Origin of the sequence: Solwaraspora sp. WMMD937 (genome assembly GCF_029581175.1) — a bacterium.
In the GTDB taxonomy this organism is placed as follows: domain Bacteria; phylum Actinomycetota; class Actinomycetes; order Mycobacteriales; family Micromonosporaceae; genus Micromonospora_E.
This window is the reverse complement of record NZ_CP120738.1, coordinates 4,027,980-4,051,712: the sequence shown is the minus strand read 5'-3', so window position 1 is coordinate 4,051,712 and position 23,733 is coordinate 4,027,980. Positions and strand designations below refer to the sequence as shown.

Sequence of the window (23,733 nt, the reverse complement as noted above, 5' to 3'; positions counted from 1 at the left end):
GATGCACCGACGTTGGGTGGCCGGCGCCGCCGCTGTCTGCGCCCTCGTGGCGCTGGCCTGCGAAGCCGGCGAGGACGGCGACGGGCCGGGCACGCCGGCACCGCCGCCACCTGGCACCGACCTGCCGTCGTCGATGGCGGCGCTCGGCGACTCGATCACCGCCGGGTACGGCTCCTGCATCGTACTGACCAGTTGCCGGCGCAACTCGTGGTCCACCGGCGACGGTTTCCGGGTGGAGAGCCTCTACCAACGGATCGCCGAGATCAATCCCGCTATGGAGGGGCAGGAGCACGACTTCTCGGTGCCGGGGGCCCGGGCGGCGGCGCTGGCCGACCAGGCCGCGTCGGCGGTGGACGTCTCGGCCCAGTACGTGACGGTGCTGATCGGCGCGAACGACGTGTGCCGGGCGACACCGCAGGACATGACCTCGGCGGCGGCGTTCCGGGACGACGTCGACCGGGCCCTACGGGTGCTGGGCGACGGGCTACCGCAGGCGAAGGTCCTGGTGTTGAGCATCCCCGACCTGTACCGGCTGTGGGAGATCGGGCACGGCGAGGAGCGGGTGGTGCGGGCCTGGGACCGTGGCGTGTGTCCGTCGCTGCTGGCCGACGCCACAGCGACCGACGAGGCCGCGACACAGCGCCGGGCGGCGGTACGCGACCGGGTCGCGGCGTACAACCGCGAGCTGGCCGGGGCCTGCCGGGCGTACGGCGACCGGTGCCGGTTCGACGACGGAGCGGTACACGACACCCGTTTCACCGTGGACCAACTGAACCGGCTGGACTACTTCCACCCGGACACCGACGGACAGAACCTGCTGGCTGAGGTGGCGTACGCCGCCAGCGGCCTGGCCGGGTGACCAGGGCCGCTGGCGGCGTACGGCGTCAAAGGGCTTGACCGGTGTTCCGGTCGGTACGTGGGACGGGCGGAACGGGACGGGCGGTGCTCAGCGGGCCGCGAGCACCGCGGTGACCACGGCATCGGCAGCGGCCTCGTGCTGGGCGTAGTGCCCCGGGTACGCCGAGACCTGCACCGCCTGAGCGGCGACGGTCAGCGGCAGCTGTTCCCAGCCGGCCACCCGCTGCAGGGCGAGATAGAACTGGGTCGCCGAGTAGGTCGGGTTCATCAGGTCGGCCACCGCCCCCCAGCCGGTGCTGGTGCGCTGCTGGAACAGCCCGACCGAGTCATGGTCCCAGCCGGTGCCCTGGTGCGGGTAGTTCTTGGACTCCGGCAGTACCTCGCTGGCCCGGTTGAGCAGGGTCGACTCCTGCATCGCGGTGGCCACCGCGATCACCATGGCCCGGCGCGGCAACTGCAACGCCAGGCCGGCGTCGACGATGGCCGTGGCGTTGTCCATCTGCACCTGGGACAGCCCGGCGACCGGGGCGACGGTGGTCGAGGTCGGCGCCGGGGCGGGCTCGGCGGTCTCGGTGGGCTCCGCAGCGGCGACGTCCGGGTCGGCCGGTGGTTCGGTGGTCTCAGCGGCCTGGGCTGCGGCGGCGGCCGCCGGTTCCCCCTCGCCGGGCTCGGAGCGCTGGGCCCGGGAGGCACCGTCAGCCGCATCGGCCCGGCGCTGCAGGTCGGCCTCGGCGGCGGCCGGAGCCGGCCCGGTCGCCTCCGGCGCCTCGGCGGTCGATTCGACCGCCGCGACCACGCCGAGGGCGCAGACGACGGTGACGACCAGCGCCGTCCGGGCATTGGGGCGGTGACGCAGGGCGGCTCCGAGCGATTGGGAGGTTGGCCGGGCGGAGTGTGGGTACGACAGGGCGGGCAGCCGGTTGCGAAGGCGCTCCCACCGGGCGATGGCCCGGGTCGCGCCGGTCGGCACGGTGTCCGAGGGGACATCAGCCGAACGGTCATCGCGACTCAGGGTGGCGTCCTCGCTCCTTGTGGTGTCGTCATCAGGCATTCGACGAGGCTAGGCAGGCCGAACCCCGATCACCCAGGGTGATTTTGTGATGGGCGCCACATTCTCTCGTCGGCTAATCGGACGATCCCTCAGCGACATCGGCACGACTGACCGATGACGTCAAACCACCAGTAGAGGAAATTTCGCTCATCACTGTCTACTGCGGCATTTGTCACCGGTTAATTGACTACCTCCCGTCACCGCCCCGCCACTCCCCCGTCCGGCCGGCCGGATCATCCGTCCCGCCAGACGCGGCATCCCCCGGACAGGCAGCAGCCGACCAGTGATTGTTGACTTGTCGTGTCCACTGCTGGACCGTGAGTAGTCTCCCGTGTCGGATCGACGCCCGGAAACCGGAATGCGCCGGCATGGGACTAGCGTTGCCGCAACTGGAGATGCCGTACCCGCCGTACCGTTCTGAGGAGGTTGCGCCCGGTGCTCGACCCACACGAGCTCTACGACGTCGTCGATGAGGTGCCCGAGCTCGGTCAGCCGGTGCTGATCCAGGCGATGACGGGTTTCGTCGACGCCGGCAACGCGACCCGACTCGCCCGTGAGCACCTGCTCGCCTCCCTCGAGCACGAGGTCGTGGCCACCTTCGACATCGACCAGCTGCTCGACTACCGGTCCCGGCGGCCGGTGATGCTCTTCGTCGAGGACCACTGGGAGCACTACGAGGAGCCCCGGCTCGAGGTCCATCTGATGCGTGACGACGCCGGCACGCCGTTCCTGCTGCTCGGTGGCCCCGAGCCTGACCTGCAGTGGGAACGGTTCACCGCTGCGGCGATCGCGGTGAACCGCCGGCTCAACGTCGGCACCACGATCGGGCTGAACGCCATCCCGATGGCGGTGCCGCACACCCGGCCGACCGGGGTCACCGCACACGCCAGCCGTCGCGAGCTGATCAGCGGCTACGAACCCTGGCTGCAGCGGGTCCAGGTGCCGGGCAGCGCCGGGCACCTGCTGGAATACCGCCTCGGTCAGCAGGGCCACGACGCGGTGGGCTTCGCCGTGCACGTCCCGCACTACGTGGCCCAGGCCGAGTACCCGGCCGCCGCCGAGCTGCTGCTCAACTCCGTCTCGCGGACCACTGGTCTGCTGCTGCCCACCGAGCAGCTGCACAGCGCCGCCGAGGCGGTCCGGGAGGACATCGACCGGCAGGTAGCCCAGACTGAGGAGGCCGGATCCCTGGTGAGTGCGTTGGAGGAGCAGTACGACAGCTTCACCCGGGGTCGGTCCGGCACCAATCTGCTCGCCGAGTCCAGCGGGCCGCTGCCGACCGCCGACGAGCTCGGCGCGGAGCTGGAGCGTTTCCTCGCCGAGCAGACTCGGCCCGGTGACCTGCCCGGCTGACCTGCTCAGGGCGGCCTGCCCCGGGTGACCCGCCCGGTCCGGGTGAAGCCCGCCCGGTCCGGTCCACCAGATCGATGTTGTGGCACGCTGGCCGGGTGCGGATCGCCACCTGGAATGTCAACTCGGTCAAGGCCCGGCTGAACCGGCTGCTCGGCTGGCTGGCCGACACCGCCCCGGACGTCGTGTGTCTGCAGGAGACCAAGTGCGCGGCGGCCGCGTTTCCGGCCGCCGAGGTCGGTGACCTCGGCTACGAGGTCGCGGCGCACGGCGACGGCCGCTGGAACGGCGTCGCGGTGCTGTCCCGGGTCGGGCTCGACGACGTGCGGACCGGGTTCGACGCCGAGCCCGGCTTTCCGCTGCCGGAGGCCAGATCCGTCGCGGCGACCTGCGCCGGGGTCCGGGTCTGGTCGGTGTACGTGCCGAACGGGCGCAGCCCCGACTCGGCACACTACACGTACAAGTTGGACTGGCTGGCCGGGCTGCGCCGCGCGCTCGCCACGGAGGCCGCCACCGATCTGCTGGTCTGCGGCGACTTCAACGTCGCGCCGACCGACGCGGACGTGTGGGACCCGACGGTCTTCGTCGGCTCCACCCACATCACCCCGGCCGAACGGGCCGCGCTGGCCGACCTGCTCGCTCTCGGCCTGGTTGACGTGGTGCCGCAACCGATGAAGGGCCCGCACCCGTACACCTACTGGGACTACCGGGCCGGGATGTTCCCGAAGAACATGGGCATGCGGATCGACCTGGTCTACGCCAGCGGCACCGTCAACCGACGGGTCCGGGCGGCCTACGTGGACCGCGACGCCCGCAAGGGCCCGACCCCGTCCGACCACGCCCCGGTCGTCGTCGACCTGGACTGAGCCCGCGGTGCCGGGTCGACGACACCGGGCCGTCGGTGCCGGTCGCCGTGGCTGACGGGGCACGCCAGCCACGGCGACCGTACGACCGGACCGGGTCAGCCGGCCGGATCAGTCGGCTGGGTCGGGTCAGCGAGACTCGACCTGGCTGCGGTCGTCGGCCCACAGCACGTGGAAGCTGCCCTCGGCGTCAATCCGGCGGTAGGTGTGCGCACCGAAGAAGTCCCGCTGCCCCTGGATCAGGGCGGCCGGCAGCCGGGGGGCCCGCAGCCCGTCGTAGTAGGCCAGCGCGGACGCGAACCCGGGAGCCGGCACCCCGATCTGCGCGGCCGTGGCAACCACCCGGCGCCAGCCCTGCTGGGCACCGGCGAGCGCCTCGGCGAAGTAGCCGTCGGTCAGCAGCGTCGGCAGCTGCGGCGCCGTGTCGTACGCCGCCCGGATCTTGTCCAGGAACGCGGCCCGGATGATGCAGCCGCCGCGCCAGATCCGGGCCACCGCGCCCAGATCGATGTCCCAGTCGTACTCGGCGCTGCCGGCCTGGATCTGGTGGAAGCCCTGCGCGTACGCGACGATCTTCGACGCGTACAGCGCCTGCTCGACGTCGGCGATCAGCTCGTCGGCCGACCCGGCCCAGCTGCCCACCGGGCCCGGCAGGTCGGCGGCGGCGGCCCGGATGTCGGCGTGGCCGGACAGCGACCGGGCGAAGACCGCCTCGGAGATGCCGCTCACCGGCACCCCGAGGTCGAGGGCGCCCTGCACGGTCCACCGGCCGGTGCCCTTCTGACCGGCCTGGTCGAGCACGACGTCGACGAACGGCTTGCCGGTGACGGCGTCGGTGTGGCCGAGCACCTCGGCGGTGATCTCGATCAGGTACGAGGAGAGCCGACCGGAGTTCCAGCTGCGGAACACGTCGGCGATCTGTGCCGGGGTGAGTCCGCCGGCGCGGCGCAGCAGGTCGTACGCCTCACCGATGAGCTGCATGTCGGCGTACTCGATGCCGTTGTGGACCATCTTGACGAAGTGGCCGGCGCCGTCCGGGCCGATCCGCACGCAGCACGGCGTGCCGTCGACCTTGGCCGAGATGTCCTCCAGCAGCGGGCCGAGCGCGGCGTACGACTCGGCCGAACCACCGGGCATGATGCTCGGCCCGTGCAGGGCGCCCTCCTCGCCGCCGGAGACGCCGGTGCCGACGAAGTGCAGCCCGCGTTCCCGCAGCTCCGCCTCGCGCCGACGGGTGTCCAGGAAGTGGGCGTTGCCGCCATCGATGATCATGTCGTCCGGCTCCAGCAGGGGCGCGAACTCGTTGATCACCGCGTCGGTGGCGGCCCCCGCGTTGACCATGATCACCACGCGGCGGGGCCGTTCCAACGAGGCCACGAAATCGGCCGGGCTCTCCGCCGGCAGGAAGGTGCCCTCGTGGCCGAACTCGGCCATCATCTCCTTGGTCCGGCCGACCGACCGGTTGTGGACCGCCACCACATGGCCGTGCCGCGCGAGGTTACGGGCCAGGTTACGGCCCATCACCCCCAGACCGGTGACCCCGATCTGCGCCGTCTGGCTCATGAATCCTCCTCGGTGCTGCTGGGTGTGCTGGCTATCTTTCCGCCTTCCGGATGGCGGGACACTCCGGGGCAGCCGGTGGCGACGGGGGCACGCTCCACCGGCCGCCCCGGAGGTCGGCCGGGGCGGCCTACAGCCGGCCAGCTCCCGCCCCGGCGGTCACCAGCGCCTCGATCTCCGAGGCTGGATCAAGCTGGTACGCGTACGGGATGTCAGCGACGTCGCCACCGGCCTCTCCGGCGCCCGAATCGAGCAGCAGGTTGTCCCGGGCGATCAAGGTGCCGGGGCCGGAGGCTGCCTCGGCCAGGTGGAACGGGTCGTCGACGCCGACGAACACGTTGCCTTCGACCAGCACCCCCGCGTCCTCGGTGGACGCCACGCCGTAGCCGGACACGTCCTGGTAGAGGTTGTTGAACACGTGTACCGGATTGCCGAATCGCACACGAGGGTTGCGCTGCACAGTGCCCTCGAAAAAATTGTGGTGGTACGTCACCCGCAGTTTGCCGATGTCCTGCGCGCCGTTGTTGTCCGAGTGGCCCAGCAGCATCACCTTGTCGTGGCCGGTCACGCGGTTCCAGGACACCGTGATGAAGTCCGAGCCGCGCTTGATGTCGACCGCGCCGTCGACGCCGACACCGAAGCTGTTGTGATCGACCCAGACATTGGTCGACTCGTCCTCTATGTTGATCGCGTCGTCGTTCCAGTCGTCGAAGGTCAGATTCTGAATGATGACGTTGGTCGACTCACTCAGGGTAAGGCCGCCGCCGGTGATGGTCGCATCGCCGCCGACCCCCACTATCGTCTTGTTCGACCCCACAGGCGTCATGTCGGGCAGCGCGAGCGCTCCAGTCACCTCAACCACCCGGGCCTGCCCGTCGGTCACCGCCTCGGTGAACGCCGCCACGCTGTCCACCTGAACGGTCTCGCCGCCGGCGCCACCGGTGGTACCACCGTTCTGTGTCGCCCATCCGACGAGCTCGGCCGCGAAAGTGCTAGCCGGTTCACCGGCTGCCGGTGACGTCGTTTCCGCTCCGGCCGTTGCGGTCACCGCCAGCATGATCCCAGCGGTAGCGGCAGCGCCAGCGACCAGGACGGGTTTGCGAGCGACTCGGGACGGTCTGGGCTTGGCTGTTGAGGTCATGTCTGCGAACACGTACCCCGACCACCGCTCAGTTCATCACTGTTCGTAGTGGCACCTCAGGCCTTCCTCGTCGACACCAGGGAGGCGAACACCACGATGTTGTCCGCGTACCCGACGCCATTGCCGAGCCACTCGCCACCGCAGGTGATCAGCCGCAGGCCGGGTCGGGCGTAGTCGCCGTACACCTGCTCGACCGGCAACTCGTCCTTGCCGAAGTGCTCGACCGAGTTGACCTCGAAGACGGCCACCACCCGGTCCCGGCGGGTCACCTCGACGGTCGCCCCCGGCTCGATGTCGGCCAGATCATGGAACACCGACGGCCCGTCCCGGGTGTCGGCATGGCCGACGATGATCGCCGGCCCGAACTGACCGGGCGTCGGCCCTCCGTCGTACCAGCCGGCCTGGTTGTGCCGGTGCAGCGCCGGTACGGCGATCGACCCGTCGTCGGCGAGCCCGACCGAGTGCACCGGGGCGCGGATGTCGAGCGACGGGACGGCGATCCGGATCGGCCGGCTCGGCTCCAGCACCGGGAACTCCCGGGGCGGCGGATTGTTGCCGCCGGCCAGGATGTCCCGCCAGTTGCCGTCGCCGCCGGACCCGATCGCGAAGAGCCCGACCAGCACCAGCACGATCGCGGCCGGCCCGGTCCAGCCCCGGCCACCACCCTTCGCCACGGCCCGTCCCCTCCCCTGCCGCGCCTGGTCAGGCCGACCGGCGCCGACGCAGGGTCAGTACGCCGAGCAGCGCACCGGCGGCCAGAGCGATCACGCCGACCCCGGTCAGCAGGCCGCCGGCACCGTCGTCACCGGCGGTGCCACCGAAGCCGGTGGCCGGGCCACGACTGGGCCGGGTCGGGTCCAGCACGTACAGCGTGGTGGCCGCCGACCGGTCGTCCGGGCAGGTCAACCGCACCCGGTAGCTGCCCGCCTCGGTCTCGGCCGGCACGGTCACCGCCGCGGTGAGCTCCTCGAACTGCGGCCGCACCTCGACGCTGCCGAACGCGTCGGACTCGACGGTGGCCGGCGCGGTGTTGTCGGTACAGCTGGCCCGGATGCCCACCAGGTAACCGGACTCCACCGTGCTCGGATTGAGATCGACGAACACGTCGGCGGCCCGGGCCGGGGCCGCGCCAAGCAGCCCGGCGACGACCGCGAGGGTCACGCCGAGCCCTGCGGTGGCCAGTGAACGGCGTACGGACATCGGTCACCATCCTCTCCGCGACGCTGCCGGGATCCTCTCACCACGCAGCCCTGGATGACACCCCGGACACGCTCGGTATCGGAGATAGGCTGTCGCCACGTGAGCATCCGCACCTACCACCCGCGCCGGGGACGGCTCAGCGGCCGACACCATGACGCGCTCGACCGGCTGTCCGACGCGTACCGGACGGTCGTCGCCGAACTGCCGGCGCCGCTGGACCCGGCGGCGTTGTTCGGTCGGACGGCGCCGGTGGTACTCGACATCGGTTTCGGCATGGGCGACGCCACCGCGACGATGGCGGCGGCCGACCGTGACCGCGACTACCTGGCCGTCGAGGTGCACACCCCGGGCATCGCGAACCTGCTGGCGCTGATCGAACAGCACGCGCTGACCAACGTCCGGGTCGCCACCGGCGACGCCCTCGACCTGGCCCGCCGCTGCCTGCCGGAACGCAGCCTGGACGCGGTGTACGCGTTCTTCCCCGACCCGTGGCCGAAGGCGCGCCACCACAAGCGGCGTCTGGTCCGACCCGAGCACGTGGCGCTGCTGCGCTCCCGGCTGCGGCCCGGTGGGCGGCTGCACTGCGCCACCGACTGGGCGCCGTACGCCGAGGCGATGCTGGCCACCCTGACCGCCGACCCGCAGCTGCGCAACCTGCACGACGGGTACGCGCCCCGGCCGGCGTACCGGCCGGAGACGAAGTTCGAACGGCGCGGGGTCCGCGCCGGACGACCGGCGGTTGACCTGGTCTTCGAACGCGTCTGGGGTACGCCCGACGGCTGACGACGGTCACCCACGTTGGCGGCCGCCGGCGGCGGCAGGCAGGATGGACCGACATGACGCAGACCGCCCCGACTCTGACCGACCTGCTGCCGCGCGGCGCGGACCCGGACGCCGTCTACGAGGCGTTCGCCGGTTGGGCGGCCGGCCGTGGGCTGGAGCTGTACCCGCACCAGGACGAGGCGCTCATCGAGATCGTCTCCGGGGCGAACGTCATCCTGAACACCCCGACCGGCTCCGGCAAGAGCCTGGTCGCCACCGGCGCGCACTTCGCGGCCCTGGCCGACGACCGGGTCACCTTCTACACCGCGCCGATCAAGGCGCTGGTGTCGGAGAAGTTCTTCGCGCTCTGCGAGATCTTCGGCGCGTCCGAGGTGGGGATGCTCACCGGTGACGCGAGCGTCAACGCCGACGCGCCGATCATCTGCTGCACCGCCGAGATCCTGGCCAACCTGGCGTTGCGCGACGGTTCCGCCGCCGACGTCGGCCAGGTGGTGATGGACGAGTTCCACTTCTACGCCGAGCCGGACCGGGGCTGGGCGTGGCAGGTGCCGCTGATCGAGTTGCCGCAGGCGCAGTTCGTGCTGATGTCGGCGACGCTCGGGGACGTGACCCGGTTCGTCGACGACCTGACCCGGCGGACCGGGCGGGCCACCGCCGTGGTCTCCTCGGCGCAGCGGCCGGTGCCGTTGATGTTCACCTACGCGACGACGCCGCTGCACGAGACCCTCGAAGAGCTGCTCAGCACCCACCAGGCCCCGGTGTACGTGGTCCATTTCACCCAGGCGGCGGCGCTGGAACGGGCCCAGGCGCTGATGAGCATCAACGTGTGCACTCGGGCGGAGAAGGACGCGATCGCCGGGGCGATCGGCAACTTCCGGTTCTCCTCCGGTTTCGGGCGCACCCTGTCCCGGCTGGTCCGCCACGGCATCGGGGTGCACCACGCCGGCATGCTGCCCAAGTACCGCCGGTTGGTGGAAACCCTCGCCCAGGCCGGGCTGCTCAAGGTCATCTGCGGCACCGACACCCTCGGTGTCGGGATCAACGTCCCGATCCGCACGGTGCTGTTCACCGGCCTGTCCAAGTACGACGGGGTACGCACCAGGCTGCTCAAGGCCCGCGAGTTCCACCAGATCGCCGGGCGGGCCGGCCGGGCCGGGTTCGACACCCTCGGCACCGTCGTCGTGCAGGCCCCGGAGCACGTCATCGAGAACGAGAAGGCCCTCGCCAAGGCCGGTGACGACCCGAAGAAACGGCGCAAGGTGGTCCGCAAGAAGCCGCCGGAGGGGTCGATCGGCTGGGGCAAGCCGACCTTTGAACGGCTGGTCGAGGCCGAGCCGGAGCCGTTGACCTCCAGCTTCCGGGTCAGCCACGCGATGCTGCTCAACGTGATCAGCCGGCCCGGCGACGCGTTCACCGCGATGCGGCATCTGCTCACCGACAACCACGAGGACCGGGCGGCGCAGCGCCGGCACATCCGCCGGGCGATCGCCATCTACCGGGCGCTGCGCGCAGGCGGGGTGGTCGAGCAGCTACCCGAGCCGGACGCCGAGGGCCGGCGGGTCCGACTCACCGTGGACCTGCAACTCGACTTCGCGCTCAACCAGCCGCTGTCGCCGTTCGCGCTGGCCGCGATCGAACTGCTCGACGTGGAGTCGCCGACGTACCCGCTCGACGTGCTGTCGATCATCGAGGCGACGTTGGACGACCCCCGGCAGATCCTTTCCGCGCAGCAGCACAAGGCCCGCGGCGAGGCGGTCGCGCAGATGAAGGCCGACGGCATCGAGTACGAGGCCCGCCTGGAACTGCTCGACGAGGTCACCCACCCGAAGCCGCTGGCCGAGCTGCTGGAGATGGCGTACGAGACGTACCGGCAGGGGCATCCATGGGTGGCCGACTACGAGCTGGCGCCCAAGTCGGTGGTCCGCGACCTGTACGAGCGGGCGATGACCTTTGTCGAGTACGTCAACTTCTACGGGCTGTCCCGGTCGGAAGGTCTGGTGCTGCGGTACCTGGCCGACGCGTACCGGGCGCTGCGCCAGACGGTGCCCGACGACGCCAAGACCGAGGAGCTGATCGACCTCATCGAGTGGCTGGGTGAGCTGGTCCGCCAGGTCGACTCCAGCCTGATCGACGAGTGGGAGCGGCTGCGCAACCCGACCGACGACCCGGAAACCGCGGTGGTCGCCGACGACCGGCCGCCGGCGGTCACCGGCAACCTGCGGGCGTTCCGGGTGCTGGTCCGCAACGCGCTGTTCCGCCGGGTGGAGCTGGCCGCGTTGCGCCGCTACGACGAGCTCGGCGAGCTGGACGCCGACTCCGGCTGGAACGCCGACGCCTGGGCCGACGCGCTGGAGCCGTACTTCGACGAGTACGACGAGATCGGCACCGGGCCGGACGCGCGGGGACCGGCGCTGCTGCTGATCACGCAGGAGCGGGAGCGTTGGCTGGTCCGACAGATCTTCGCCGACCCGGCCGAGGACCACGACTGGGGGATCAGCGCCGAGGTGGACCTCGCCGCCTCGGACGAGGCGGGAAGCGCGGTGCTGCACGTCACCGCCGTCGGTCAGCTCTGACCGTCCTCGCCGTCCCGCGCCGCCTCCGGCAGGTGGCTCTCCGGCCACAGTCCCGCGTACTCCAGCACCGACCTGACCCGTCGGGCCCGGACCGGATCCCAGCGGTCCAGGACCGCGATCGCCTTGGCGAACGGTTCGCACATCGCCGCAGCGCCGCACACCCGGCATTCGCCGACGCGGCTCGGCAGGTGGGTGGTGACGATGTCGCGGGCCCGCAGCACGACCGACTCGGTCGTGCTGCGGCGTGCCAACGGCGAGCGGTTCGGGTTCGGCCCGGTCAGCCGGCCGCGCGGTGGCGTACCGATCGAGGTGTACCGGGCCAGGCGCGGCGTTCCGCCGATGCCGTCGTTTCGCATTTCCGTTCCTCCTGGGTGGAATTGTCGCCCTGAGCGGCCTCACTTGCTTCCACCCTGGACTGTTTGGACCGACGAGCGGAAGATGGTTGGCGACCGAGCGTAGCTATTCGATGACTGACACAAGATCAGATAGGTCAGTCGCGGCAAATTGAGGGATGTGAAGGTATTGTGAGCGGGAGCGAGTATCTGGTAGGCGAGCTGCGGCGTGTCCGCGAAATGCTCGGCCTCACCCAGGAAGCGTGGGGCGAGCGCATCCACTTTTCGACGTCGCACGTCGGCTCGATAGAACGCGGCGAACGGCCCGCACTGCCCGACTATCTGGGTGCGGTGGATCGGGCATTCGGCACCGCGTTCGTGAAGTTCTATCGCGAATTCGTCGTCGGTGAACGCGCCCCGGTCTGGTACCGGCCATTCATCGAGCAGGAGGGCAAGGCGACGCTCATCCGGGTCTTCCAGCCCCTCGCGCTGCCCGGACTGCTACAGACCGAGGCGTACGCCCGAGCGGTGCTGCTCGCGTACGGCGAGCGCGGCGAGGCGATGGACGTCGCGTTGGCCACCCGACTCGGCCGCAAGGAGATCCTCTACCGGCAGCCCGACTCCTGCCAGCTCGTCGCGGTCATCGACGAGAGCGTCCTGCACCGGCGGGTTGGCGACCCGTGCGTGATGTACGAACAGTTGACAGCGGTCGTCGCCGCGTGCGAGCAGCCGAACATCCGGGTCCAGGTGGTGCCGGCCGACGCCGGGGCGTACCCCGGGCTGGACGGACCGTTCGTCATCGCCACCGTCGACGGCAGATCCGTCGGCTACCTGGAGGGGTACCTGCAGGGGCGAGTGGTGGAAAATCCGGACGACGCGTCCAGCCTTGAACGTACCTGGGAGAGCATCCGCGACTACGCTCTATCTGGCCCGCAGAGCCTAGAACTGATCATGAGGACGGCTGAGAGATGGATGTAAGCACCGCGCCCCGGTGGCACAAGAGCACGCACAGCGACAGCACAAGCTGCGTGGAGGTCGCCGAGAACCTGCCTGGGCGGGTGCTGGTCCGGGACACCAAGGACCGCGACGGCGGCACCCTGACCTTCGCGCCGGCCGCCTGGTCGGCCTTCCTCGACCTGGCGACGGCCGACCGGTCGGACGCACGTTAGCCGTGCTGCGCCGTGGCGTGCTGCGCCGCGACCAGAGCTGAGTGATCACTTGCGCAAAATTCGGCCGACACGCCGTTAGCTGCCCTGCAGCACGTCAAGTGATCATGACGGTCACCTCACTGGGCACGCCCGGCGATCGGGACGTACACCTCGGCGGCAAGGATGACGTCGGCCGGGCCCAGTGAGGTCACCAGCAACCCCCGATCGTCCGACACCCCTCGGCGACGGTGAACCGATCATCCCCGCCCCCGGCGCCGATGAACGCCTCGTGCTCGCCTTCGATCAGGCTCTCCACGTACCAGCTGCCCGGTTTCACCCAGAGCCGCAACGCGCGGTCGTCACCGAGGTCGACGGTGTCCACGACGACGTGACCGGCGGGTGGCTGCCACGACCCAGCCGACCCCGGCTCTTCGCGCGGCACCAGGCTGACGACCACAGCCAGCGTCAGCGCGACACCGGCGAGGCCGGCGACGGTACGGATGTTGCCCCGGGTCGCCGTGCTGTCCATCTGTCGATACTGTCATCCGCCACTGTCTGGTGGAGACTCGTCAGGACCGGCCCTCGGCACCGGCCGTCTCGGCCAGGAACGGAAGCATGAGCGCGACCACCTGGTCGGGGAACTGGGTGTGCGGGTAGTGCCCGGCTCCGTCGAGCATCGCCACCGTACCCAGGCCGGCGGGCAGCGCCGCGACGATCGCCTCGCCTTCGGCACGCGGGTCAGCCCAGTCCGGGTCCAGCGTCCCTTCGATGATCAGTACGGGGCAGCGGACGTTGCCGAGCTGCGCACCGGCGTCGGCCGGGCTGGACTGGCCCATCTTCTGCAGCACCTTCATCCGGCCGGGCTCGCGCAGGCGTGCCTCGGTCCCAGCCAGCTGCTCGGCCCAGTCGGCGGGCCGCTGCCCAGGGAAGGCGACGTCGAGGTATCCGAGCCACTGTTTGACGCTGCCGAACACGCCGGCGCCCAGCAGCCGGCTCATGCCCTGCCGGTACCGCTTGACGCGCAGGTCACCGAGGCTGATCGACTGTCTACGGGTGAACGGCGCAAGCTCGACCACGGCGGTGACCAGCTCGGCGGCGGTCGCAGCGGCGATGGTGGCCGCCCCGCCGGAGATCGAGTGCCCGACCAGCACAGCCGGACCGCCCAGGTGCCGAACCAGCGCGACCAGGTCACCGGCGATGTCGGTACGGGAGTACGACGGCCAGCCGATGCTGGACTCGCCGGTGCCCCGCAGGTCGGTGGCGGCGACCCGGTAGCCGGCTGCGATCAGCTGCGCGACGACGAACCGGTACGCCGTGCGGCTCTCGCCCATGCCGGGCGCGAGGACCACGAGTGGGCCGTCGCCGGTGACCTCGTAGGCGATGCGCCCGCCGTCGAGGGACAGGTACGCGGTCATCACGACCTCCAGACCGGGAGCTAATTCTTGTAGCATTTAAGCTAATAGTGTTAGCTAGAACTGTCAACCGAAGGACGAAGAGGTGCCAGCAGAGCGGTGCCGCCGGGGACGACCATCGCCCGGTACTGATCCAGGACGTCGTCGAGGTGAGGCTGGCGCACGTCATTCCGCGATTTGACATGCGCCAGCCTCACCTCGCGAGCGTGCGCACGGTATCGCTGGCCACCCTGGAGACGGAGACGGGCCACACCGTTGACCAACTGCGATCGGACCGGCTGTCTCCTGACAGGCCAGACAGTGCGTCGGAGCGTGATCAAACACTGGGCGCAGCGTCACTTCTCGATTAGAATGGGTGTACTAATCCGGCTCCTGACCTGGGAAGGAACGCCGTGATCGCACCCCCTCCTGCCACCGCCTCGACCCCCACCGCAGCACCGACCAGCCCCGCCCCGGTCCCGTACGCGACCCTGCTCGGTTTCACCCGTTACGTCGGGCAGTCCGGGCCGGCCAAGGCAACCTTCGTCGGCGGGCTGCGCCGGCAGCGGGTCAGCCGCTCCGGGTTCAACCCGCACGGGCAGCTGGTCAAGGCGCTCAAGGCCGACATCCGGTTCCGCACCGGCGGCAGCCACCTGGCGGCCGTGGTCGGGCAGGTCGCCCAGCGCTGGCAGCCGCTGTACGCGACCCTCACCCCAGGCGCGCAGCGCTACCTGGAGTCGCTGGGGGATCTGAGCCAGGTGGAACTGGCGCAGACCCACGACGCGCTCGGCATGGTCGGCAACCTCCCCATCAAGATCAACCCACACTTCGGCCTGCGGTACGCCGACGGGCACGCCGAAGCGGTCCGGATCCACTTCGACGACCAGCCACCCAGCCCCGACGCGTACACCGCGACCCTGCACCTGATGGCCCGGCACATGGACCAGGTGCTGCCGCACGCCGAGCCGGTCCTGGTCGACCTGCGGCGCGGCGCCACCTTCCGCCGTCCGGACGTCACGTCCCGCCCCGACCAGGTGGAGCGCTGGCTGGCCGGTGAGGCCGCAGCGTTCACCGCCATCTGGTCCACCGCCGGCTGAGCCGTCCGGCACATCGCCACTTGATGCGAGCGCAGGGTGCGCCGGGGGTACGCCGCCACGTGCGGCGTATCCTCGGCCACCGGTGAACCTGTGGACCGAACTTCGCGCCGGTGCCGTCCTGTTCGAGGACGACACCGCCCTGGTGCTGAACAAACCTCCCGGTGTCGCGGTGATGGGCGAACGGCACGGCACCGACCTGGCCCGCCTCGCCGAAGAGGCCGGTGAGCCGGTCTTCCCGGTGCACCGCATCGACAAGAACACCTCCGGGGCGATCCTGTTCGCCAAACAGCTGCGCCACCACGGCGACCTGACCCGGCAGTTCAACCGCCGTACCGTGGAAAAGGTCTATCTGGCCGTGGTCTCGGCCGCCGCCACCGATGCCGATGCCGCTCGCGCGCCGCTGCCCGACGTCGGCGTCATCGACCTGCCGCTGAGCGTGGGCCGCAAGAACCGGGTACGGGTCGCCGGCAACCGCGCCGACATCGGCTTCGACGCCACCACCGCGCGCTGGTCGCTCGCCACCGGGACCGAGTTCGACCACGTCAAGACGTACCCGTCGCAGAGCCGGATCACCGCCGTCACCGCCGGGTCCGACGGGGTCACCACCGGATCCGGTACGCCAGTAGCCGACGCCACACACCGGCTGCTCGCCGTCGCGCCGCTCACCGGCCGCCGGCATCAGATCCGGGTGCACCTGGCCTGGATCGGGCACCCGATCGTCGGTGACCCGCTGTTCGACCGAGCCGCCACCGCCAACGGCATGCGGACCTATCTGCACGCCTGGCGGCTCGGCTTCGACACGGCCGGCGGCAGGCGGGTCGACGTAATGGCGTCGCCGGACCCCGACTTCTGGCAGCCGGTGCCCGGCGACGCTCCCCTGCCGGAAGATCTGGGCCGGGCGTACCAGCGGTTGCACGGGTCCGGCTGACCTGGCGGATATCCGCGCCCCGCTGGCCCGGCAGCGCGGCCGTCGGCTGCGCAAGCCGTCCGATGGTGCGCTGCCTCCACCGGCGGGTCAGCTGGTCCAGCCGCCGTCCGAGGTGATGACGGCGGCGTGTCCGTCGGCGGCAAGCAGTTTGCCGGTGCCGTCCAGCCCATCGGTGTCGACGTCGCAGCCGACCACCGGCGCTCCCTCGGCAGCCAGCCGCAGCGCCACCGCCCGGCCGATGCCGGATCCGGCGCCGGTGGGTGCCCTCGACCGTGGCCACTCGACGCAAACTCGCGCTGCCACGACCACCGCCAAGATCAGCTACGTGGGGCGCCTGGTCGAGGTGACGAAGCGGGACCAGGCCGACGGGGCGAAGGTGAGCGTCCCGCCGGTGCGGTCCTTGCTGTCCCGGACCAGGACCCGGCCGGGCAGGTTGTCGGCGACCTCGACACAGGCACCGCCGTTGCTGCTGCTACGGGTGGACGTGCGCCACACCGGCTCGCTCATGCTCATCGATCACTCTCAGGATCAGGTCACGGGACTGGCCACAGGGCAGTGCCCGCGCGCAGATCATCTCCCAGGCGAGCACCAGGTGGCGGAGCTTGTCGGCGGTCTCGCAGACCCGCCCCGCCATCTGGTCGTCAATGTACGCCGCCGTTGCGCCGTCCGGCAGGGTCGCCAACACGAACGCCCCGGCCAGTCCAGGATGCAGCCCGGCGGAGAACGGCAGGACGCGCACGTGCACGGTCTGCCGGTGGCCGATGTCGACCAGATGCTCCAGCTGGTCCTTCATCAGCGCCGACGGCCCGACCCGCAGCGCGGCCTCGCCGATGATCGCGGTCAACGGCACCGGGTGCGGGTGGGCCCGCTCCAACGCCGCCGTCTGCCGCTCCATGCGCTCCCGGGTCATCTCCTCAATCTGCACCTCGGTGTGCGTGCCGGCGGATATGACCTCCCGGGCGTACGCCTCGGTCTGCAGCAGCCCCGGGATGAGCGAGTGCTCGAACCAGCGCAGCTGCACCGCCCGGGACTCGTTCAGCTTCCACGGGCGCATCCACGGGGCGACTGCCTCGCCGCGCGCCTGCTCGGCCAACCGGCGCAGCTCGTCGCCGGTGCCGAGCACCCGGTCCAGGTTGACCGCCAGGTCGTCGGGCGGCAGTGAGCGCCCCGTCTCGTAGTGGCCGATCTGCGATCCGGTCACGTGCACCTGGGAGCCGAGTGCGTCCTGCGACAGTCCTTTCTCGGTTCGCCGCAACCGCAGGATATGCCGAAATTCATTCACATTCGCCATCTGTTCCCCCACGCCGGTGAATTAGTGACCCTATTACCGCCACACATCTTCCTGGCCGGACGACGGATAGTCCAGGGTGGAAGTCAGACCCGGAGGGAATGACCGGCAAGCGTTCCCTCCGGGGCACCCGGATCGCACTCTCCACGTAGGGGGAACGGTGCCTAGAAACGACGGAATCGGCGGGACGCCCCGGCTCGCCCGGTACACCTCGATCGGTACGCCACGCAATGTCGACCCGACCCCGAACCGACCTCCGCTGGCGAAGCGGACCCCCGGGCAGATTGACCCGGACCGTGACTGGCCGTTCCAGCTCAACGGCGCTCAGCCACGCTCCGCCGCACTTGAGGCTGCGATCCGGCAGGCCAACGAAACGGCCCGTACCCACATCCCGAACCGGACCACCGGCGAGTGTCACCGGTGCGGCGGGGTGGTCGCGCCGTGCCGGCCGTCGCTACGGGCGCTCGCCGTCCTGGACCGGTGGGACCCGAGTTCGGCGCGCCGGGTCCGGGCGGTGCTGCAACTCTCCGGCCTGATGCCGGCCGGCTACCCGCACGGCGGCGACCTGAACGACGACACCGATGACGACCCGCCCGACGTAGACCGCGACCCGGCCGGCGACGTCAACGACGAGTGAACCGTCATCTGTGAGACGCCTCGGGGCCATTCCCGACGTCCACACGGGGTCCCTGACTCATCGATGTGAGGCTGAGATACCGATTCCACGCCGGATAACGAATCTCAGCCTCACATCGCGGAGGGGCGGGGCAGGGAAGCGACGGACAGCGCGCGGGGCAGTCGACGGCAGCGCCGTGGCCGGTTAAGCTCACCAGCAGCGCGTCGGGGATCGCGCCGAGACTCGCCGGAAGGCTTGAAGCCACCCCACATGCTTTGGTTCGAGCGACGGACGCCGGAGCTCTGGACCGCCCGTGCGAGTCCGGGCGCAGAGCGAGGTTCCTGTGAAGACGCTCCCCGACAACCCACACCTGAATCACCTGCGGCAACAGGCCAAGGATCTGCTGGCCGGGCTGCGTGAGGCTGACCCGTCGGTGACCCTGGCCGACGCGCAGGCGACGCTGGCCGACCAGTACGGCTTCCGTACCTGGCCGGATCTCAAAGCCGAGGTGGACCGGATGGGTGGGCGGGCCGACACCACCGACCCGGCACTCGCCCAGGCCATCGCGGACCGCTTCGACCTGGGCAGCGTCGCTGGCCCGATGCGCTCACTGGCCCGGCCCGACGACATGGGCCGCCGCTGGTCGGTCAGTACCGACCGGGGCCGCTTCACCGTCCGTACGATGGACACCTGGCTGCCGATCGTCGATGCCGACACCGATACAGCACTGCAGCTGGCGGCCGCTGCGGCCGGCGTGCTGGTGCCGGCACCGGTACGCAGCCGCGACGGCGAGGTCGTCGAGTCCGTAGGTGGTCACCGGTGGCGGGCGTACCAGCAGCTGCCAGCCGGGCCGCCGCTCGCGGCCCCGGTGAGTGCGGCGGTCGCCGGTGCGGTCGGCGACGTACTCGCCACGCTGCACGGTTTGGCGTTGCCGGTCGACCGGGTCAGCCCGTGGCACGCCAGACGGCTCGGTCCGGCCAGTTGGGCCGGGCTGGCGGCCACCGCGACCGCCCGGCAGGCACCCTGGGCCGGGCACCTGGCGGCGGCGGTGCCGGCCCTGGAGGACCTGGCGGCGGTCGGCCGCGACGTGCCGGTGTCGGATCCGGTGCTGACCCACAACACACTCGGGCCGGCGCAGACCCGGCTCGCTCCCGACGGTCGCCTCGTCGTCGTCGGCTGGGAGCACGCCGGTGGCCAGCCGCCAGCCTGGGAGCTGGCGAACGCACTGCTGGACTGGGCAGTCGCCCCGCACGGCCGGGTCGACGCCGTCGGCTCGCGGGCGCTGATCGACGGCTACCGGCAGCGGGCCGGTGGCGGGCCGACGCTGTGCCTGGCCGATTTCCGGGGCGCGGCGACCGGTCTGGTCAACTACGTGTACGAGCAGGTCGAGGCGGCGTTGGCGGCGGAGACGACCGAGGAGCAGCGGTACGCCGACCGCAGCGTCCGCCACCTGCTGACGCACCTGCCGACCCGTACCACCCTGGAACGCCTGCTCGACGCGGTGGCCTGAGCCAGGGACAGGTGGCCGGAAACCCAGGCGACCGGCAGCGGGACGGCGGGTATCGTGGTCAACGCCATGAACCCGCCCTCCGCCGCGCGCTCCGCCCCTGAACTGCTGAAACTCCTCCCCGAGCTGACTCTTCGTGACGAACGGCGGCTGCACCGGCGCCTCGACGGGGTACGCAAGGTCCGCGATCCGCAGGCCCGGCAGGCGGCGCTCGACGAGATCGCCACAGCGGTCGCGTCGGCGCAGCAGGCGGTGCAGCGGCGGCGGGACGCGGTGCCGCAGGTCAGCTACCCCACCGGACTGCCGGTCAGCGAACGCGCCGACGACATCGCGGCGGCGATCCGCGACCACCAAGTGGTGATCGTGGCCGGCGAGACCGGCTCCGGCAAGACCACCCAGATCCCGAAGATCTGCCTGGAGCTGGGTCGTGGCGTACGCGGGCTGATCGGACACACCCAGCCGCGCAGGCTCGCTGCCCGTACCGTCGCCGACCGGATCGCCGACGAGCTCGGCACCACCCTCGGCGACGTGGTCGGCTACAAGGTCCGGTTCAACGATCAGGTCGGCGGCCAGACCCTGGTCAAGCTGATGACCGACGGGATCCTGCTGGCCGAGCTGCAGCACGACAAGATGCTGCGCCAGTACGACACGTTGATCATCGACGAGGCGCACGAGCGCAGCCTGAACATCGACTTCATCCTCGGCTACCTCAAGCAGCTGCTGCCCCGCCGCCCCGACCTGAAAGTGGTCATCACCTCGGCGACGATCGACCCGCAGCGCTTCGCCGACCATTTCACCGAGCCGGGCCGGCCACCGGTGCCGGTGGTCGAGGTGTCCGGGCGTACCTATCCGGTGGAGGTGCGCTACCGGCCGCTGCTGCGGGAGACCGTCGACCCGGACGACCCCGACGCCACGCCGGGCACCGTCACCCTCGACCAGGTCGACGGGATCGGCGCGGCGGTCGAGGAGCTGGCCGGTGAAGGCCCCGGCGACATCCTGGTCTTCCTCAGCGGCGAGCGGGAGATCCGCGACGCCGCCGACGCGCTGGGCAAGCTGGTCGCCAACCGGCCCCGGCTGCGCGACACCGAGATCCTGCCGCTGTACGCCCGGTTGTCCGCCGCCGAGCAGCACCGGATCTTCCAGCCGCATCCGGGCCGGCGGGTGGTGCTGGCGACCAACGTCGCGGAGACGTCGCTGACCGTGCCGGGCATCAAATACGTGATCGACCCGGGTACGGCGCGGATCTCCCGCTACAGCAACCGGTTGAAGGTGCAGCGGCTGCCGATCGAGCCGGTGTCGCAGGCGTCGGCCAACCAGCGCAAGGGCCGCTGCGGGCGCACCTCCGACGGCATCTGCATCCGGCTGTACGACGAGGCCGACTTCGAGTCCAGGCCGGAGTTCACCGACCCGGAGATCCTGCGCACGAACCTGGCCTCGGTGATCCTGCAGATGACGTCGATCGGGTTGGGCGACATCGCCGCCTTCCCGTTCGTCGAGCCGCCGGACCGCCGGCAGATCACCGACGGCGTCGCCCTGCTGCACGAGCTGGGCGCGATCGAGCCGCCGTCGCCGGGCCTGCCGCCCCGGCTGACCCAGGTAGGTCGGCGGCTGGCGCAGCTGCCGGTGGATCCCCGGCTGGGCCGGATGGTCCTCGCGGCCGAGAGTAACGGCTGCGTCGACGAGGTCGCGGTGATCGCCGCCGCGCTGTCCATCCAGGACCCCAGGGAGCGGCCGGCGGAGCAGAAACCCCAGGCCGACCAGGCGCACGCCCGGTTCGCCGATCCGGAGTCCGACTTCGTCGCGCTGCTGAACCTGTGGCGCTACCTGCGGGAGCAGCAGCGGGAACGCTCCGGCAGCGCGTTCCGGCGGATGTGCCGCGCCGAGTTCCTCAACTATCTGCGGGTCCGCGAATGGCAGGACATCCACAGCCAGATCCGACAGGTGCTGCGATCGATGAACGTACCGGTCGACCGGGGCGGTGAGCCGGCCGCGCCGGCCGCCGTACACCAGTCGTTGCTGGCCGGCCTGCTGTCGCACGTCGGGGTGAAGGATCCGGCCAAGCCGGAGTACCTGGGCGCCCGGGGGGCCAAGTTCGCGGTCTTCCCCGGCTCGGCGCTGGCCCGCAGACCGCCGCGCTGGGTGATGGCCGCCGAGCTGGTCGAGACGTCCCGGCTGTGGGCCCGCACGGTCGCCAGGATCGAACCGGAGTGGGTCGAGGCGCTCGCCGGCCACCTGGTGAAACGCTCGTACAGCGAGCCACACTGGGAGAAGAAGCAGGCGGCGGTGATGGCCTACGAGAAGGTCACCCTGTACGGCGTACCGCTGGTTGCCGGCCGCAAGGTGACCTTCGGCCGGGTCGATCCGGTGCTGAGCCGGGAGCTGTTCATCCGGCACGCCCTGGTCGAGGGCGACTGGCACACCCCGCACCGGTTCTTCCATGACAACCGGGCGCTGCTCGACGAGGTCGGCGAGCTGGAGGAACGGGTCCGCCGCCGGGACATCGTGGTCGACGACGAGACCCTGTTCGAGTTCTACGACCAGCGGCTGCCCGCCGAGGTGGTCTCCGGCCGGCACTTCGACTCCTGGTGGAAGAAGACCCGCCGGGACCGGCCCGACCTGCTCACCTTCGACCGGGACATGCTGATCAACCAGGGCAAGGGCCGCATCGACCCGGCGGACTTCCCCGACGAGTGGCACTCCGACGGGATGGCCCTGCCGCTGACGTACCGGTTCGAGCCCGGCACCGGAACCGACGGGGTGACCGTCGACGTGCCGTTGGCGATGCTCAACCAGGTGTCCGACGACAGCTTTGACTGGCACGTGCCCGGGCTGCGCGAGGAGCTGGTCGTGGCCCTGATCCGGTCGCTGCCGAAGCAACTGCGCCGCAACTTCGTGCCGGTGCCGGACTTCGCCCGCGCGGTGCTGGCCGCGATCACCCCCGGCTCCGAACCGCTGCTGGACGCGCTGGGTCGGGAGCTGCGTCGGCTGACCGGGGTGATGGTGCCGCACGACGCCTGGGACCTGACCAAGGTGCCCCAGCATCTACGGGTCACCTTCCGGGTGGTCGACGAGAACGACAAGCCGCTGGCCGAGGGGAAGGACCTGGCCGCGCTGCGCCGCGAGCTGACCACCGAGGTACGCAAGGTGGTGGCGGCCGCCGCGCCGGAAGTGGAACGCCGCGGGCTGCGCGACTGGAGCATCGGCGCGCTGCCGCGCAGCGTCGAGCAGGACCGGGTCGGATACCGGGTCACCGCGTACCCGGGTCTGGTCGACGAGGGGGCGAGCGTCGCGGTCCGGGTGTTCGACAGCGCCGCCGTGCGGGACCGGTCGATGTGGGCCGGCACCCGGCGGCTGCTGCTGCTCACCCTGCCGTCCCCGGCGAAGTTCGTCTCCGGCCGGTTGTCCAACCAGGACAAGCTGGCGTTGAGCCGCAACCCGTACCGCAACGTCGTCGAGCTGCTGGACGACTGCGCCGGGGCGGCGGTGGACCTGCTGATGACGCAGGCGGGCGGTCCGGCCTGGGACGCCGACGGCTTCGCCGCGCTGCGCGAGCAGGTCCGCGCCGGGCTGGTCGACGTCACGGTCGAGATCGTTTCCCGGGTACGCCAGGTGCTGGCGGCGGCGTACGCGGTGCAGCAGCGGCTCGGCCGTACCACCGATCTCGCGCTGGTGGCGGCGCTCAGCGACGTCCGCGAGCAGCTCGCCGCCCTGGTCTACCCGGGGTTCGTGACCGCCACCGGGTACGCCCGGCTGGCGGACCTACCGCGCTATCTGACCGCGATCGAACGCCGGTTGGAGAAGCTACCGCAGAATCCGCGCCGGGACCGCGACCAACAGGCCAGGATCGACACGGTACGCCGGGAGTACCAGCAGATGCTCGACGGGTTGCCGCCGGCCCGGCACAACACCGAAGCCGCCCGGCGGATCCGCTGGATGATCGAGGAGCTGCGGGTGAACGTGTTCGCTCAGGCGTTGGGTACCCCGTACCCGGTGTCGGAGCAGCGGATCTACCGGGTGATGGACGAGGCCGAGCAGGCCGAGTGAGTC

Annotated in this window: 23 protein-coding genes; 12 read left to right on the top strand and 11 right to left on the bottom strand. The window is 70.9% G+C overall.

All coding sequences use genetic code 11. The annotated features are described in order from the left end of the window. Position 1 precedes the first annotated feature (1 nt). Positions 2–859 carry a GDSL-type esterase/lipase family protein gene (locus tag O7621_RS17870; RefSeq protein WP_282230320.1) on the top strand — a complete coding sequence of 286 codons (858 nt, stop codon included), beginning with the start codon at positions 2–4 and terminating at the stop codon, positions 857–859. 87 nt (positions 860–946) lie between these two features. On the opposite strand, the gene O7621_RS17865 is transcribed toward O7621_RS17870, so the two are convergent. Beyond that, positions 947–1,909 (bottom strand): hypothetical protein, encoded by a 963-nt coding sequence (locus tag O7621_RS17865; protein WP_282230319.1) that lies wholly within the window; start codon positions 1,907–1,909, stop codon positions 947–949. Between the two features lie 435 nt (positions 1,910–2,344). On the opposite strand from O7621_RS17865, the gene O7621_RS17860 reads away from it, so the two are divergent. Beyond that, positions 2,345–3,262 (top strand): PAC2 family protein, encoded by a 918-nt coding sequence (locus O7621_RS17860; protein ID WP_282230318.1) that lies wholly within the window; start codon positions 2,345–2,347, stop codon positions 3,260–3,262. 95 nt (positions 3,263–3,357) lie between these two features. Further along, positions 3,358–4,125, top strand: a complete 768-nt coding sequence (locus tag O7621_RS17855) for an exodeoxyribonuclease III (protein ID WP_282230317.1) — start codon at positions 3,358–3,360, stop codon at positions 4,123–4,125. A 126-nt stretch (positions 4,126–4,251) separates the two neighbouring features. Here the strand turns inward: O7621_RS17855 and gndA are convergent, their stop codons facing one another. The 4 genes from gndA to O7621_RS17835 all read right to left on the bottom strand — a co-directional run bounded on the left by gndA (position 4,252) and on the right by O7621_RS17835 (position 8,023). Next, positions 4,252–5,685 (bottom strand): NADP-dependent phosphogluconate dehydrogenase, encoded by a 1,434-nt coding sequence (gene gndA / locus O7621_RS17850; protein WP_282230316.1) that lies wholly within the window; start codon positions 5,683–5,685, stop codon positions 4,252–4,254. Between the two features lie 127 nt (positions 5,686–5,812). Further along, complete coding sequence (locus tag O7621_RS17845; RefSeq protein ID WP_282230315.1) at positions 5,813–6,586, bottom strand: pectate lyase; 774 nt, start codon at positions 6,584–6,586, stop codon at positions 5,813–5,815. Between the two features lie 293 nt (positions 6,587–6,879). Beyond that, positions 6,880–7,497, bottom strand: coding sequence for a class F sortase (locus tag O7621_RS17840; RefSeq protein ID WP_282230314.1), 618 nt, complete (start codon positions 7,495–7,497; stop codon positions 6,880–6,882). 28 nt (positions 7,498–7,525) lie between these two features. Then, on the bottom strand, positions 7,526–8,023 hold the full coding sequence (locus O7621_RS17835) for a hypothetical protein (protein ID WP_282230313.1): 498 nt from the start codon (positions 8,021–8,023) through the stop codon (positions 7,526–7,528). 54 nt (positions 8,024–8,077) lie between these two features. Between O7621_RS17835 and trmB the strand changes: the two genes are divergently transcribed. Then, positions 8,078–8,806 carry a tRNA (guanosine(46)-N7)-methyltransferase TrmB gene (trmB, locus tag O7621_RS17830; protein ID WP_282230312.1) on the top strand — a complete coding sequence of 243 codons (729 nt, stop codon included), beginning with the start codon at positions 8,078–8,080 and terminating at the stop codon, positions 8,804–8,806. A gap of 53 nt (positions 8,807–8,859) precedes the next feature. Beyond that, complete coding sequence (locus tag O7621_RS17825) at positions 8,860–11,379, top strand: DEAD/DEAH box helicase (RefSeq protein ID WP_282230311.1); 2,520 nt, start codon at positions 8,860–8,862, stop codon at positions 11,377–11,379. Here the strand turns inward: O7621_RS17825 and O7621_RS17820 are convergent. Then, a complete protein-coding gene (locus O7621_RS17820) occupies positions 11,370–11,735 on the bottom strand; it encodes a hypothetical protein (RefSeq protein ID WP_282230310.1) in 366 nt (121 codons plus the stop codon). The genes O7621_RS17825 and O7621_RS17820 overlap by 10 nt on opposite strands. A gap of 168 nt (positions 11,736–11,903) precedes the next feature. Here O7621_RS17820 and O7621_RS17815 point away from each other — a divergent pair, with 168 nt between their 5' ends. Both O7621_RS17815 and O7621_RS17810 read left to right on the top strand, forming a co-directional pair. Continuing rightward, a complete protein-coding gene (locus O7621_RS17815) occupies positions 11,904–12,689 on the top strand; it encodes a helix-turn-helix transcriptional regulator (RefSeq protein WP_282230309.1) in 786 nt (261 codons plus the stop codon). After that, the gene (locus O7621_RS17810; protein WP_281554403.1) at positions 12,680–12,880 is read left to right on the top strand and encodes a DUF397 domain-containing protein; all 201 of its coding nucleotides are present in this window, start codon (positions 12,680–12,682) and stop codon (positions 12,878–12,880) included. The genes O7621_RS17815 and O7621_RS17810 overlap by 10 nt, the downstream gene beginning before the upstream one ends. Before the next feature lie 187 nt (positions 12,881–13,067). Here O7621_RS17810 and O7621_RS17805 read toward each other — a convergent pair whose 3' ends face one another. Together O7621_RS17805 and O7621_RS17800 are read right to left on the bottom strand one after the other, a co-directional pair. After that, positions 13,068–13,388, bottom strand: coding sequence for a hypothetical protein (locus tag O7621_RS17805; protein WP_282230308.1), 321 nt, complete (start codon positions 13,386–13,388; stop codon positions 13,068–13,070). Between the two features lie 40 nt (positions 13,389–13,428). After that, the gene (locus O7621_RS17800) at positions 13,429–14,274 is read right to left on the bottom strand and encodes an alpha/beta hydrolase (RefSeq protein WP_282230307.1); all 846 of its coding nucleotides are present in this window, start codon (positions 14,272–14,274) and stop codon (positions 13,429–13,431) included. Between the two features lie 467 nt (positions 14,275–14,741). On the opposite strand from O7621_RS17800, the gene O7621_RS17795 reads away from it, so the two are divergent. Beyond that, positions 14,742–15,347, top strand: a complete 606-nt coding sequence (locus O7621_RS17795; RefSeq protein ID WP_282234634.1) for a hypothetical protein — start codon at positions 14,742–14,744, stop codon at positions 15,345–15,347. Positions 15,348–15,429: 82 nt separating this feature from the next. Next, positions 15,430–16,275, top strand: a complete 846-nt coding sequence (locus O7621_RS17790) for an RNA pseudouridine synthase (RefSeq protein ID WP_282230306.1) — start codon at positions 15,430–15,432, stop codon at positions 16,273–16,275. Between the two features lie 87 nt (positions 16,276–16,362). Here the strand turns inward: O7621_RS17790 and O7621_RS17785 are convergent, their stop codons facing one another. The 3 genes from O7621_RS17785 to O7621_RS17775 are packed head-to-tail and all read right to left on the bottom strand — an operon-like array spanning position 16,363 to position 17,566. Continuing rightward, positions 16,363–16,578 (bottom strand): SDR family NAD(P)-dependent oxidoreductase, encoded by a 216-nt coding sequence (locus O7621_RS17785; RefSeq protein WP_282230305.1) that lies wholly within the window; start codon positions 16,576–16,578, stop codon positions 16,363–16,365. 18 nt (positions 16,579–16,596) lie between these two features. Next, positions 16,597–16,788, bottom strand: a complete 192-nt coding sequence (locus O7621_RS17780; RefSeq protein WP_282230304.1) for a DUF397 domain-containing protein — start codon at positions 16,786–16,788, stop codon at positions 16,597–16,599. Next, the gene (locus tag O7621_RS17775; protein WP_282230303.1) at positions 16,748–17,566 is read right to left on the bottom strand and encodes a helix-turn-helix transcriptional regulator; all 819 of its coding nucleotides are present in this window, start codon (positions 17,564–17,566) and stop codon (positions 16,748–16,750) included. Before O7621_RS17775 ends, O7621_RS17780 begins: the two co-directional genes overlap by 41 nt. A 157-nt stretch (positions 17,567–17,723) precedes the next feature. On the opposite strand from O7621_RS17775, the gene O7621_RS17770 reads away from it, so the two are divergent. The 3 genes from O7621_RS17770 (at position 17,724) to hrpA (ending at position 23,730) form a co-directional block, all read left to right on the top strand. Further along, entirely contained in the window at positions 17,724–18,200 is a 477-nt protein-coding gene (locus O7621_RS17770) for a hypothetical protein (RefSeq protein ID WP_282230302.1), read from the top strand. A 322-nt stretch (positions 18,201–18,522) separates the two neighbouring features. Further along, positions 18,523–19,689 (top strand): phosphotransferase, encoded by a 1,167-nt coding sequence (locus tag O7621_RS17765; RefSeq protein WP_282230301.1) that lies wholly within the window; start codon positions 18,523–18,525, stop codon positions 19,687–19,689. 66 nt (positions 19,690–19,755) lie between these two features. Beyond that, positions 19,756–23,730 carry an ATP-dependent RNA helicase HrpA gene (hrpA, locus tag O7621_RS17760; protein WP_282230300.1) on the top strand — a complete coding sequence of 1,325 codons (3,975 nt, stop codon included), beginning with the start codon at positions 19,756–19,758 and terminating at the stop codon, positions 23,728–23,730. Positions 23,731–23,733: the final 3 nt, after the last annotated feature.